Origin of the sequence: Streptomyces sp. V2I9, from assembly GCF_030817475.1 — a bacterium.
Taxonomy (GTDB): domain Bacteria; phylum Actinomycetota; class Actinomycetes; order Streptomycetales; family Streptomycetaceae; genus Streptomyces.
In genome coordinates this window covers 1-13,327 of sequence record NZ_JAUSZJ010000004.1, presented here as the reverse complement: position 1 = coordinate 13,327, position 13,327 = coordinate 1, and the positions used below count along the sequence as shown (strand labels likewise).

General features: G+C 72.5%; 8 protein-coding genes and 1 pseudogene. 6 read left to right on the top strand and 3 right to left on the bottom strand.

Annotated features, from left to right (window positions below):
* Positions 1-19: 19 nt before the first annotated feature.
* Positions 20-415: a hypothetical protein gene (locus QFZ71_RS30210; RefSeq protein WP_307671683.1), complete on the bottom strand. Its 396-nt coding sequence runs from the start codon at positions 413-415 to the stop codon at positions 20-22.
* A gap of 222 nt (positions 416-637) precedes the next feature.
* On the opposite strand from QFZ71_RS30210, the gene QFZ71_RS30205 reads away from it, so the two are divergent.
* On the top strand, positions 638-2,236 hold the full coding sequence (locus QFZ71_RS30205; RefSeq protein WP_307671682.1) for an acyl-CoA carboxylase subunit beta: 1,599 nt from the start codon (positions 638-640) through the stop codon (positions 2,234-2,236).
* A 170-nt stretch (positions 2,237-2,406) separates the two neighbouring features.
* Here QFZ71_RS30205 and QFZ71_RS30200 read toward each other — a convergent pair whose 3' ends face one another.
* Positions 2,407-4,179, bottom strand: a complete 1,773-nt coding sequence (locus tag QFZ71_RS30200) for a fatty acyl-AMP ligase (RefSeq protein ID WP_307671681.1) — start codon at positions 4,177-4,179, stop codon at positions 2,407-2,409.
* Between the two features lie 731 nt (positions 4,180-4,910).
* On the opposite strand from QFZ71_RS30200, the pseudogene QFZ71_RS30195 reads away from it, so the two are divergent.
* From QFZ71_RS30195 to QFZ71_RS30185, 3 genes and pseudogenes are all read left to right on the top strand, one after another.
* Positions 4,911-5,654: pseudogene (locus QFZ71_RS30195) on the top strand (activator-dependent family glycosyltransferase); the annotation flags it as partial.
* Between the two features lie 226 nt (positions 5,655-5,880).
* A complete protein-coding gene (locus QFZ71_RS30565) occupies positions 5,881-6,177 on the top strand; it encodes a glycosyltransferase (RefSeq protein WP_373465226.1) in 297 nt (98 codons plus the stop codon).
* 393 nt (positions 6,178-6,570) lie between these two features.
* Positions 6,571-7,680, top strand: coding sequence for a DegT/DnrJ/EryC1/StrS aminotransferase family protein (locus QFZ71_RS30185; RefSeq protein ID WP_307671678.1), 1,110 nt, complete (start codon positions 6,571-6,573; stop codon positions 7,678-7,680).
* A gap of 93 nt (positions 7,681-7,773) precedes the next feature.
* Here QFZ71_RS30185 and QFZ71_RS30180 read toward each other — a convergent pair whose 3' ends face one another.
* Positions 7,774-8,973 carry a cytochrome P450 gene (locus QFZ71_RS30180; RefSeq protein ID WP_307671677.1) on the bottom strand — a complete coding sequence of 400 codons (1,200 nt, stop codon included), beginning with the start codon at positions 8,971-8,973 and terminating at the stop codon, positions 7,774-7,776.
* Positions 8,974-9,470: 497 nt separating this feature from the next.
* Here QFZ71_RS30180 and QFZ71_RS30175 point away from each other — a divergent pair, with 497 nt between their 5' ends.
* Entirely contained in the window at positions 9,471-10,715 is a 1,245-nt protein-coding gene (locus QFZ71_RS30175; protein WP_307671676.1) for a cytochrome P450, read from the top strand.
* A 203-nt stretch (positions 10,716-10,918) separates the two neighbouring features.
* On the top strand, positions 10,919-13,327 hold a 2,409-nt coding region (locus QFZ71_RS30170; RefSeq protein ID WP_307671675.1), incomplete at its 3' end, for a type I polyketide synthase.

The following is a 13,327-nucleotide window of genomic DNA, read 5'->3' as shown; positions in this document are numbered from 1 at the left end:
GCTTCCGCACCGCCCCCGTTCACACCTGTCCGAGCGTGTGCAGAGGTACCCCCCGGGCCATATGAGCGGTGGTCCCTCCGAACTGTTTCGAACCGCACTTGTCCTCGACGAGGGCAAGTGTTTGAGAATCTTTCACAAAAACCAGCCACGCCACAACGGGATCGTGCATAGCAACCTTCCTGACGCCGTGGCAGGTTGCCGACGCGATGATGGAGCACACCGGGGAACCCCTGGTGGACGTGTTGCGGCCGGCGAGCTGCATTTCCATGTCGGGGCAGTTGAAATTTAATTTTTGCACGTTTTGAGTTGTATTACGTCCGGCGATACTCTCGGGGCCTTTGGTCGATTTGCCGACGTCGTGGCGGATCGCGTGACATCGGCTTTCCGCTCCGGCCGGCCGGTTCGCACCGGGCATCGGCCGCACCGGGCGCCGGGGCCCCGGCGGACATGGCGGGCGCGGTGCGGGCGGCGGTGGCGGGGCTCGGCCGGGCGGCGGGTCCCGTACGGGCGGGTGCGGGCGCGGGCGTGTCCGTGCGGGCAGGTCTAGGGGCGTGGGCGGGCGATTAGGGGTGATGCCGGTGACCCGCTTCCTGGAGGATCGCAGGCAGCGTCGTCGTGTTTGGAAGGTAGGGCTGGTATGTCTCTCCAGGAGCCCGTCTCACCGGTCGAGGAGCTGCCCGCCTCCACGGCGGACCGCATCGCGGACCTGTCGGCCCGGCACGAGGAGGCCGTCGTCCTCGCCGAGAAGAAGGCCGCGGACCGCCAGCACCTCAAAGGGAAACTCACCGCCCGCGAGCGCATCGACCTGCTGCTCGACCCCGGCTCGTTCGTCGAACTCGACGAGTTCGTGCGCCACCGGACCGTCGACGCGGGCATCCCGCGTCCCTACGGCGACGGGGTGGTGACCGGCCACGGCACCGTCGGCGGACGCCAGGTGTGCGTCTTCTCCCACGACTTCACCACCCTCGGCGGCAGCATGGGAGAGGCCTTCGGCGGCAAGGTCGTCAAGATCTACGACTTCGCCATGAGCATCGGCTGCCCCGTCATCGGCATCAACGACTCCGGCGGCGCCCGCATCCAGGAAGGCGTGACGTCCATCGCCTACTACACCGAACTGGGCGTCCGCAACGTCCATTCCTCCGGTGTGATCCCGCAGATCTCCCTCATCATGGGCCCCTGCGCGGGCGGTTCGGTCTACTCGCCCGCCGTCACCGATTTCACGGTCATGGTCAAGGACATCTCCTACATGTTCGTCACCGGCCCCGAGGTCGTCTCCGCCGTCATGGGCGAACAGGTGACCGCCGAGCAGCTCGGCGGGCCCGCCGTCCACGCCGAGATCACCGGCAACGCGCACTACATCGGCGACGACGAGCAGGACGCCGTCTCCTGGGTGCAGACCCTCCTGGGCTACCTGCCGTCCAACAACCTGGACACCCCCCCGGTCTACGACCACGACTGCGCCTCCACCCTCACCGACGACGACCTGGCGCTCGACACCGTCATCCCCGACAGCGAGCAGCAGGTGTACGACATGGCCGACGTCGTCGCCGCGGTCCTCGACGACGGCGACTACCTCGAGATCCACCCGGACTTCGCCCGCAACATCATCTGCGCGCTCGGCCGGGTCGAGGGGCACTCGGTGGCCGTCGTCGCCAACCAGCCCAACCACCTCGCCGGCGTGCTCGACATCGACGCCTCCGAGAAGGCCGCCCGCTTCATCCGCTTCTGCGATGCCTTCAACATCCCCGTCCTCACCTTCATGGACGTTCCCGGCTACCTGCCCGGCGTCGGACAGGAGCACCAGGGCATCATCCGGCGCGGCATCAAACTCTTCTACGCCTACGCCGAGGCCACCGTCCCCAAGGTCACCGTCATCCTCCGCAAGGCCTACGGCGGCGGATACGCGGTGATGGGGTCCCGGCAGATCGGCGCCGACCGCGTGATGGCCTGGCCCACCGCCGAGATCGCCGTGATGGGCGCCGGAAGCGCCGTGCCACTCCTGCACCGCCGTGAGCTGGCCGCCGCCCCGCCCGAGGAACGCGCGGCACTCAAGGACAGCCTCATCGACGACTACCGCCGCAGGTTCGCCAACCCCTACGAAGCCGCCGCACGCGGATACGTCGACATGGTCATCCAGCCCTCCCGCACCCGGACCGAGGTCGCCAAGGCGCTGGCGAGCCTGCGGAACAAGCGGCAGACGCGCCCGGCACGCAAGCACGGAAACATTCCGCTGTGACCCCCTCCGCCCCGCCGGCCGCCCCCGCCCACCGGACCGCCTGACCCCCCGGGGGCCTCCCGGCCCCGGGGCGTGGGCCGGGTCCGGCGGTCGCGCCCGGACGTCTCCCCGCCGCCCCGCGCGGGCGCCGCCGGAGGCGCCGGGCCCCGCCGGTGTGCGCGGACCGCCCGTCACCGGCCCGGCGGCGGAGCGGTGAGGTCGGCCAGGCCGCCCTGCTCGTAGAGCGTGCGGCAGGCGCGGCGCTGCACCTTGCCGCTGGAGGTCTTCGGCACCGTGCCCCTGCGGACGAGGAGGACGGTGTCGGCCGTCAGGCGGTGGTGGTCGTGGACGGCGCGGACGATCCGTTCACGCAGGCTCTCCGTGCCGTGGGCGCGTACGGTGCGGCCGTCGGCCTCGACGACGACCACCAGGTGTTCCTTCCCGCCGCGTTCGACGGCGAACGCGGCGGCACAGTTGGGGTGCAGGCCCTCGGCGGACTTCTCCGCGGACAGCTCGATGTCCTGGGGGTAGTAGTTGCGGCCCTGGTGGATGATCAGGTCCTTGAAGCGGCCGGCGACGTGGAGTTCCCCGGCGTGCAGGAAGCCCAGGTCGCCGGTGCGCAGGTACTCCCGCCCGTCCACGGGGCGGCCCTCGGCGTCCCTCATCCGCGCGTGGAACGTCTCCGCACTGGCCTCCGGGCGCCCCTTGTACCCCGCGGCCACGCACGGCCCGTCGACCCAGATCTCGCCGATGACGTCCGGCGGGCAGGCGCGGGACGTTCCGGGATCGACGATCCGCACCTCGGTGCCCGCGACGGCGCGGCCGCTGCTGGTGACCGGGACGGCACCGGGCGTCCGGGCGTCGACGAGCTCCGCGCGGCCCTCCCGCAGCGCCGCCGCGGACAGCCACACGGCCGTCGGCGCGCGGTCCAGGCCGCCGCCGGTGACCTTGAGGGTGTTCTCGGCGAGTCCGTAGCCCGGGCACATGGCCTCGGGCCGGAAACCGTGCGGGACGAACATCTCGGTGAAGTCCCTGATCGCCTGCCAGCGCACGGGTTCGGCGCCGTTGGCCGCCACACGCCACGAGGAGAGGTCACCGACCGCGCCGGCCTTCCCCTGTTCCGCCGTCCGCGCGCACAGTTCGTAGGCGAAGCTGGGCGCCGCGGAGTGGGTGCCGCGGAACCGGGCGATCGCCTCCAGCCACCGGGCGGGGCGGCGGATGAACGCGGCGGGCGCCATCAGGTACGAAGGGATGCCGGCCCACAGCGGCATGACGATGCCGAACAGCATGCCCATGTCGTGGAAGAGGGGAAGCCAGCTGACCACGGTGCCACCGGCACAGGGCCACAGGGCGTCCGTCTCGGCGACGTTGGCGAGGAAGTTGGCGTGGGTGACGACGACGCCCTTGGGGTCGCCGGTGGAGCCCGACGTGTACTGGAGCAGGGCCACGTCGTCCAGGCCCGGATCGGTCGGCCGGAGCACGTCCACGCCCGCCGGGGCGGGCCCGGCCGTGTCGAGGACCGTGAGGCCCAGGAGCTCCTCCAGGTCCCCGAACCGGTCCTCCAGCTCGCGTCTGACGGAGGTTTCGGTGAGCAGCGTCGTGGCGCCGGCGTCCTTGGCGATGCGGCGGACACGCTCCACGTCGGTGAGGCGGTGCGGCACCTGGACGGGCGCCGCGGCCGCCCTGGACGCCATGCACCCCAGGAGCGCGGCGATGAACTCCAGCCCGGACGGATACATGAGCACCACGCTGTTCCCGCCCAGACCCCGGGCGGCGAACCGGCGGGCCCGGACGTCCACCGCTTCGGCGAGCTCCCCGTAGGTGAGGGACTCGCGGGGGTCCTCACCGTTGTGCAGGAAGACGTAGGCGGTGTCGCCGGGCTGCCGCTCACCGCGCAGGCGCAGCAGTTCGGGCAGGGTCGGTGTCCCGTCGCCCGAGCGGACGCCGTCGAGAACAGTGGCCATGGGCCGGATCTCCTTGTGGTCCTGGTGCCGAGGGCCGCAGGACGTGCCGGAGCCGCTCGGGGTTCCCGAGCCGCCGGGATCGGACACGGTCGCGCGGAGAAGGAGGGTGGAGGGGCCCGCCGGCGGCGAACGCGACACATCGCTCTCGCCGGGATTCTCCGGTGGCCCGCGCACGTCGACGTCAGCGCGCACGAGTGGAGGGATCGCGTGCGTGGAGTTCCCGTCGCACGGGCCCACGCGAAGAACAGCCGGGACGCCGGTGCGGCGGCGTCCTGCGGCAAAAGAATGCCAGAAGCACGCCCCGGCCGCCGCTCCGTCCCTCCCGTGATCACCCCTATGTTGCTCCGCGCGGCCCCTACGCCCGGCCGGGACCGGGGGAACCGGCCGGTGGACGGCCATGTCCGGCCATGCCGGGCACCCCCTCGCGGAAGGCCGGGGTGAACGACGGGCCGGAACACCGGAGTTGCGCGGCACCCCCCCGTCTCCCGCGAACACGACACAAGCCGTACCGACCCCGGAAACCCGGAAAGCGGGGAAACCACGGAAATCGCGGTAACGGCGGAAGACGGGGGAGTGGTGTCAGCGGCGGGGCACGGGGAGCGGGCGCGGCCAGGTGTGGGGGAGGTAGGGGTTGTTCCCCGTTCACCGCAGTCCCTAGGTTCTCAGCGTGAACCGAGCATAAGGAACGAGCCCGAACTGTTGGTGTCGGCGGCCAGGCCTGGAGGACGACAATGCGCATACTCTTCGTCGCGCATGCGGAGAAGACGCACTTTTTCAGCATGGTGCCGCTGGCCTGGGCACTGCGGACGGCGGGCCACGAGGTCCGGGTCGCCACCCAGCCGGACATGGCGCAGGCCGTCACCGAGGCCGGGCTCACAGCGGTTCCGCTGGGCTCGGACCACCGGTGGAAGCAGGTCATGGAGGCCAACGAGGACGAAGGGTGGCCGGCGCGGGTCGCCGAGGCCGTCACCCACTCCGCGGACCTGGGGCACGACGAACTCCTGCGGTTCTTCGACGAGACCACCACCCGCTACTTCCGCACCGTCAACAACGACGAGTTCCTCGACGCCCTGGTCGGCTACTGCCGCTCCTGGAAGCCGGATCTGATCGTGTGGGAGCAGTTCACCTGGGCCGGCGCCGTCGCCGCCCGGGCCACCGGCACCGCACACGCCCGCATGCTGTGGGGGGCGGACGTCGTCACCCGCTCCCGCGACGACCTCCTGGCCCGGCTCGCCGAGCGGCCCGAGGACCAGCGGGTCGACCCGCTGCGCGACTGGCTCACCGAGTCCCTGGCCCGGCACGGCGCCACGTACGACGAGAGCGTGGCCAACGGGCAGTGGACCATCGACCCCAACCCGCCCAGCCACCGGATCGACAACGGCCTGACCGTGGTCCCCGTGCGGTACGTGCCCTACAACGGGCGGGCCGAGCTCGATCCGTGGCTGGCCGCCGCCCCCGTCAAGCCCCGCGTCGCGGTGACCGCCGGCATCTCGGTCCGCAGCTACTTCGGGTTCGACATGTTCGGCATCAGCTCCCTGCAGGCGTTCGCCGGGCTGGACATCGAGCTGATCGCCACCCTGCGGCCGGGACCGGGGGAGTCGGTGGACCTGGCGCCGGACAACGCCACCGTCCTGGACTTCGTCCCCATTGCAGGCCCTGCTGCCCACCTGCTCGGCCGTCATCCACATCGGCGGCGCGGGCGTGCAGTCCACCGCCGCCTACTACGGCGTCCCCCAGATGATCCTGCCGGGCCTCTGGGACACCCTGGTCCGCGGCGACCTCCTGGAGCAGTCCGGCGCGGGCCTCTCGCTGCCGGTGGACCAGCTCACCCCCGAGCGGGTCCGTGAATCCCTGGTGCGGCTGCTGGAGGATCCCGCGTTCCGCGAGGGAGCCGCCGCACTGCGCAAGGACGTCCTCGCCGCGCCCTCACCCAACGAGGTCGTCCCGGTCCTGGAGGAGCTCACCGCCCGCCACACACCCGGCCAGGCCGCCGGCTGACCGGTCGCCGGCCGGCCGCGCCCGCAGCCGGATGCGCCCCGGTCCCGCCGCCCGCCACCACCCCGTGCGGCGGCAGGAGCAGGGGGCCGGGTGCCTGCCGCTCCCACATCCGCGGCGGCGGTGACCGGCCGCTCCGCCGCCCACCCCCCTTTCGCCGGCCCCGCTCCGCGCACCGCCCCCACGGCCGGCGCGGAGCGGGGCCGGATCACCGGCAGCCCCGCCCCGCCCGGACAGGGACCCGCGAGCGCCCCCCGCGACGCACCCCTCCCCGGCGGCGGTCCCCGCCAGCGCGCGGCACACCCTCAGCCCCGGCGGACGCCCGGCCGGGGACGGCACCCCCACCAACCTGAGGCGGCGGACGCCCGGGCCGACCCGGAAGGAAGAGAGACGGTCATGACCACGCGCGTATGGGACTACCTCGCCGAGTACGAGGCGGAGCGTGAGGACATCCTCGACGCTGTCGACCAGGTGTTCCGCTCCGGACAGCTGATACTCGGACCCTCCGTCGGCCGCTTCGAGGAGGAGTTCGCCGCCCACCACGGGCTGGCGCACGCCGTCGGCGTCGACAACGGCACCAACGCCCTCGTCCTCGCCCTGCGCGCCCTGGGCGTGGGACCGGGCGACGAGGTGATCACGGTCTCCAACACCGCCGCCCCCACCGTCATCGCCATCGACCAGGTCGGAGCCACCCCCGTCTTCGTCGATGTGCGCGAGAGCGACTACCTGATGGACACCACCCGGGTGGAAGCCGCGATCACCCCCCGCACCCGCTGCCTGCTGCCCGTCCACCTCTACGGCCAGTGCGCCGACCTCCCCCCGCTGGAGGAACTCGCCACCCGGCACGACCTGGTGATCCTGGAGGACTGCGCCCAGGCGCACGGCGCCCGGCAGAACGGCCGCCCCGCCGGCACCACCGGCCGGGCGGCGGCGTTCTCCTTCTACCCGACGAAAGTCCTCGGCGCCTACGGCGACGCCGGAGCGGTCATCACCGACGACGCCGGCACCGACGCCGAACTGCGCAGGCTCCGCTACTACGGCATGGACGAGGAACGCCGCGTCGTCCGGGCACCGGGACACAACTCCCGCCTCGACGAGGTCCACGCCGAGATCCTGCGCCGCAAACTGCGGCGCCTGGACGGGTACACCGAGGCCCGCCGCCGTATCGCGGACCGCTACACCCGCGCGCTGGCCGACACCGACCTCGTCCTGCCCGCGGTGACCCCCGGCAACGACCACGTCTACTACCTCTACGTGGCACGCCACCCCCGCCGCGACGCGATCATCGAAGCCCTGCACCCCCACGGCATCCACCTCGGCGTGAGCTACCGCCACCCGGTGCACACCATGGACGGGTTCGCCCACCTCGAACAGCCCGCCGGCGCACTGCCGGTCACCGAGGCGCTGGCGCAGGAGATCTTCTCCCTGCCGATGTACCCCTCGCTCACCGAGGAACAGCAGGACAAGGTCATCTCGGCCCTGCGCGAGGTGCTGCGCACCGTCTGACCCGGACCCCGCCCCGGCGGCGGGGACCCGGCAGCCCCGTGCGCCCGCCTCCCGTCCGGCGGGAGGCGGGCGCACGGGGCGCTGCCCGGGGGGTCAGCGGGTGAGCCGCAGCGGGAGCTCCAGCAGCCCGTGCAGGTTGAAGTGCTTGTTGATCGGCAGGTCCTCGCGCAGCAGCTCGATCTTCGAATACCGCTCCAGCAGCTTCGAGAACACGGTGGCCGCCTCCAGACGCCCCAGCACCGCGCCCAGGCAGAAGTGCGGGCCGGCACTGAACGCCAGCGTCTTCGGCTCGGTGCGGGCCAGATCCAGACGGTCGGGGTCCGGATAGCGCTCCGGGTCCCGCCCGGCGGCGTCCAGGAACCCGACCACATGCGAACCCGGCGGGATGACCTTGCCCCCGAACTCCATCTCCGCGGTCGCGATCCGGCTGGAGAGGGTCACCGGCGGATCGAACCGGGACAGCTCGTCCACGGCCGTCCCCATCAGCCCCGCCGGGTCCGCCCGCAGCGCTTCCAGCGCCTCGGGCTGCCGCAGCAGCGCCAGCATGCCGTTGCCGATCAGGTTGACCGTCGTTTCATGACCCGCGTTGAAGATCAGCAGGATGTTGGCGACGACCTCCTCCTCGGTGAGCTGCTCGTTGTCCTCCGCCGTCATCAGCACCGACAGCAGATCGGTGTCCGGATCGGCGTCGCGCCGGGAGGCCATCAGGCCCAGCAGGTACGCACGGAACTCCGGCTCCGCCTTGTTCATCGCGATACGCCTGCGGGGCGTCACATCGGGGTCCAGGATGTACCCCACCTTGTCGGTCCAGTCACGGCACCGCGCACGGTCCTCGACGGGAATCCCCAGCAGCTCCCCGACCACCGCCACCGGCATCGGCAGCGCCAGGTCCCGGATCAGGTCGACCTCGCCCTCACCCATGGCGTCGAGCAGACCGTCGACGATCTCCCCGATCCGCGGCCGCAGACGGTCGATGTAGCGCGGCGTGAACACCCGCGCGATCAGCTTGCGCAGCCGCCGGTGCTCGGCCCCGTCCTGCAGCAGCAGCCACTTGCTGACACTGCGCATGGCCGGACACGTCGGCCCGCCCCGGCTCATCGCCCAGCCCGGATCCTTGGGGAACGCGCTCGAGGAGAGCGGTGAGCGCAACAGCGCCTCGACATCGTCGTACCGGGTCAGCAGCCAGTAGCCCGGCGAGATCTCGTGCACCGGATCGGCCTCGCGCAGCCGCTTGTAGTAGGCGAACCTGTCGGCGGCAAGGGCGGGATCGTTCGGGTCGTAGAGAACGCTCATGCCGTCCATCCCTCTACGTCGGTGGGGTGCCGTGCCTGCGGGGCGAGAAGGCCCGCGCAGCCGGGCTGCCGGACCGGTCGCGGCCCCTGGCCCACACGGACACACAGACACAGGCACCGGCTGCCGGAACGGCCGTGCCGCCCCTGTTCACGTCGCGGGCCGATGCCTGCCCCCAGGCTATGGGGGCCGCCGAGACGCCGAGAACCCCTAAAGTCGCCGCCCCCCGCCCCGGCCCCCGCGCCCCGCCCCGGACGCGGCCACACGCGCGCCGGCGCCCGCCACCCCCCGGCGGCGGGCGGAGACCGGCGAGCCGGAGGAAGGACACGCACCCGGCCGGCGCACACCGCCCCGCCGGCCCTCCCCCCACCCTCAACCCACCCCCGCCGCACCACAGTTGCCGCCCCGGTTAGGGGTTGAGGCTAGGGGGGCGTCCTCTCGTAGGGTGACGGCCGGTGAGGACGCCCTCGCCCCGGGGTGCGGTGAAAGGAGGCGACGGCATGACGGAACACGAGGCGGAGCGCAGAGCGCACTACCAGGCGACCGTGGTGCAGGGAGCCCTGCGCACCGCGGCCGCGGCCGGCGACCCGTACGCCTCGGTCCTGCTCGTCCCGGACGATCCCTACCCGTTCTACGAGCAGCTCCGCGAGCGGGGCACGCTCCACCGCAGCGCGGTCGGCGTCTGGACGACCACCAGCCACCGCGTCGCGAACCAGATCCTCAGGGACCGGCGCTTCGGCGTCCGCACACCGCAGGGCGAGAAGCCCCCCGAGTTCATGCCGTTCGACAACTCGATGCTCGGACTGGACCCGCCCGACCACACCCGGCTGCGGAAGCTCGCCACCCCCTCGCTCAACCCGCGCCGCCTCGCCCACTGGCAGCCGTACGTCGAACGGTTCACCCACGAGCTGATCGACGAGATGCTGGCGGGGCGCGGGCAGGTCAACTTCATGCGGGCCTTCGCCCAGCAGCTCCCGCTGCGGGTGATCGGCGACCTGGTCGGCATCCCGCCCCACCACCGGACCCTGTTCTTCCGGCTCAGCCGCCGCATGGCCTACCTCCTGGACGGCGTGGCCACCGCCCCGGCCGCCCGGGGCGTGGTGGCGGCCATGGCGGAGATGACCGCGATGTTCCAGGAGATCATCGCCGAGCGGCGGGCCGACCCGCGCGAGGACCTGATCAGCGACCTGCTCCCGGCGGTCGAGGACGGCCGGATGACCATGGACGAGATGGTCCCGCTGTGCATGTTCCTGCCGCTCGCCGGCACCGAGACCACCGTCAACCTCATCGGCAACGGACTGCTGGCCCTCCTCGACCACCCCGAGCAGTGGGAGATGCTGGTCGCCGACCCCTCGCTGGCGGCCGCCGTCGCCCGCGAGACCCTGCGCTACGACCCCTCCGTGCAGCAGTACCGCCGCATCGCGCACACCGACATCGAGCTGGAGGGCCGGTCGATCGCCGCGGGCGAGGAGGTGGCGATCTGCGCGGGCGGCGCCAACCGCGACCCCGAGGTCTACCCCGACCCCGCGACGTTCGACATCACACGGGACCCGGGACCGGAGAGCCTGGCCTTCTCGGCCGGCATCCACTTCTGTCTCGGCGCTGCCCTGGCCCGCATGGAGGCGGAGACCGCGCTGGCCGCCCTCGCCACCCGGCTGCCCGGCATCCGCCGGGCCGGACCGGTACGCAGACGCGGGTCCTTCATCGTCCGCGGAATGCTCCAGTTCCCCGTCGACCTGCGCTGAAGCACCGGCCACGGCCGTGACACGGCCCGCGCCCGGCGCGACGACGCGAGATAAGGGGCAGCCCCACCCCATAGGGGTTGTCCGCCTTCGCTAGGCGTCCATAGCGTGCGGACGCGGATGCGCGGATGTGCTGGAGACGGCACCCGCGGCATGGCGGCTCCGGGTGGACCGTGGCCGAGCGGGAGCCTGGGAGGCACTGGCAGATGGCAGAGGACGAGACGCTCCGCGACTACCTCAAGCTGGTCACGATCGATCTGCACCGGACCAAGCAGAAGCTCCGCGACCGGGAGGCCGCCGACCAGGAGCCGATCGCGATCATCGGCATGAGCTGCCGCTACCCGGGCGACGTCCATACGCCCGACGACCTGTGGCGGCTGGTGGCCGGCGGACAGGACGCCATCTCCTCCTTCCCCGAGAACCGGGGCTGGGACCTGGCCCGCCTCTTCGACGGCGACCCGGACCGCGAGGGCCACAGCTCCGCCCGCCAGGGCGGATTCGTCCACGACGCGACCACGTTCGACGCCGCCTTCTTCGGCATCTCACCGCGCGAGGCACTGGCCATGGACCCCCAGCAGCGGCTGCTGCTGCGGGCGGCCTGGGAGGCGTTCGAGCACGCCGGCATCGACCCCGAGTCGGTCCGCGGCACCCGCACCGGGGTGTTCGCGGGCGGCAACGACCAGGGCTACCTGCGGCTCCTGGCCAACGAACCGAGCTCCGTGGGCCACCAGCTCACCGGTGGCGCGACCGCCGTGATCTCCGGCCGGGTCGCCTACACCCTCGGCCTCGAAGGGCCCGCGGTGACCCTGGACACCGCGTGCTCGTCGTCGCTGGTCGCCCTCCACCTGGCCTGCCGGTCCCTGCGCAGCGGCGAGAGCACACTCGCCCTCGCCGGCGGCGTCACCGTCATGGCCACCCCCGGCGTCTTCACCGAGTTCACCCGACAGCGCGGACTGGCCGCCGACGGCCGCTGCAAGTCCTTCTCCGCCGACGCCGACGGCACCGGCTGGTCCGAAGGCGTCGGCATCCTCCTGGTCGAGCGGCTCTCCGACGCCGTCCGCAACGGCCACGAGGTCCTGGCCGTCATCCGCGGCAGCGCCGTCAACCAGGACGGCGCCTCCAACGGCCTCACCGCCCCCAACGGCCCCTCCCAGCAACGCGTCATCCTCCAGGCACTCGCCGACGCCCGCCTCTCCGCCTCCGACGTGGACGTCGTCGAGGCACACGGCACCGGCACCCGGCTCGGCGACCCGATCGAGGCACAGGCACTCCTGGCCGCCTACGGCCAGGACCGCCCCGAAGGACGCCCGCTGCTCCTCGGCTCGGTCAAGTCCAACATCGGGCACGCACAGGCCGCGGCCGGCGTCGCCGGCGTCATCAAGATGGTGCAGGCACTGCGCCACGAGCACCTGCCCCGGACCCTGCACGTGAACGAACCGTCCACCCAGGTGGACTGGTCCGCGGGCGCCGTGGAACTGCTGACCGACGCCCGCCCCTGGTCCCGCGGCCACCGGCCGCGCCGGGCGGGCGTGTCGTCGTTCGGGGTGAGCGGCACCAACAGCCACATCATCATCGAGGAAGCCCCCGACACGAGCGCCGATCAGACGACGGCCGAACCCGCCCCGGAACCCCCGGGGACCGGACGGCCGGCATGGCCGCTGTCCGGCCGCTCCGCCGACGCGCTGCGCCGCCAGGCCCTGCGGCTGCTGCCGGTGGCCGCCCAGGCGGACCCGGCCGATGTCAGCCACTCCCTGGCGACGGGACGTGCGGCGCTGGAGCACCGGGCCGTGATCCTCGGCGACAGCCACCAGGAACTCCTCGCCGGGCTGCGGGCGCTGGCCGAGGGCGAGGACACCCCGGCGGTGGTACGCGACCAGGCCGTGCAGGACGGCCTGGCCCTGCTGTTCTCCGGCCAGGGCTCGCAACGGCTGGGCATGGGCCGGGAGTTGTACGAGGCGTACGGGGTGTTCGCGGACGCGTTCGACGCTGTCTGCGCCCGCGTGGACCTGGAACGGCCGCTGCGGGATGTGGTGTTCGGTGACGACGCCGGTCTGCTGGGGCGGACCGTCTACACGCAGGCGGGCCTGTTCGCCCTGGAAGTGGCCCTCTTCCGCCTGCTGGAGTCCTGGGGGGTCACCCCGGACGTGCTCGTGGGGCACTCGATCGGTGAGCTGGCCGCCGCGCATGTGGCCGGGGTGCTCTCCCTGGACGACGCGTGCACCTTGGTGTCGGCGCGCGGGCGGTTGATGGACGCCCTGCCCGAGGGCGGTGCGATGCTCGCCGTGGAGACGGCCGAGGAGGACCTCGTACTTCCCGACGGGGTGGACCTCGCCGCCGTCAACGGCCCCACCTCGGTGACCGTCTCCGGGGACGCCGCGGCCGTCGCCGTCCTGGAGGAGCGGCTGCGCGGGGAGGGGGTCCGGGTCAAGCGGCTGGCGGTCTCCCACGCCTTCCACTCGCACCTGATGGAACCCATGCTCGACGAATTCACCACGGTCGCCGAGTCGTTGACGTACCACACCCCGCAGATCCCGATCGTGACGACAGCGCCGGGGCAGATCGACACCCCCGCCTACTGGGTCGGACAGGTACGGCAGCCGTCCGCTTCGCCGACG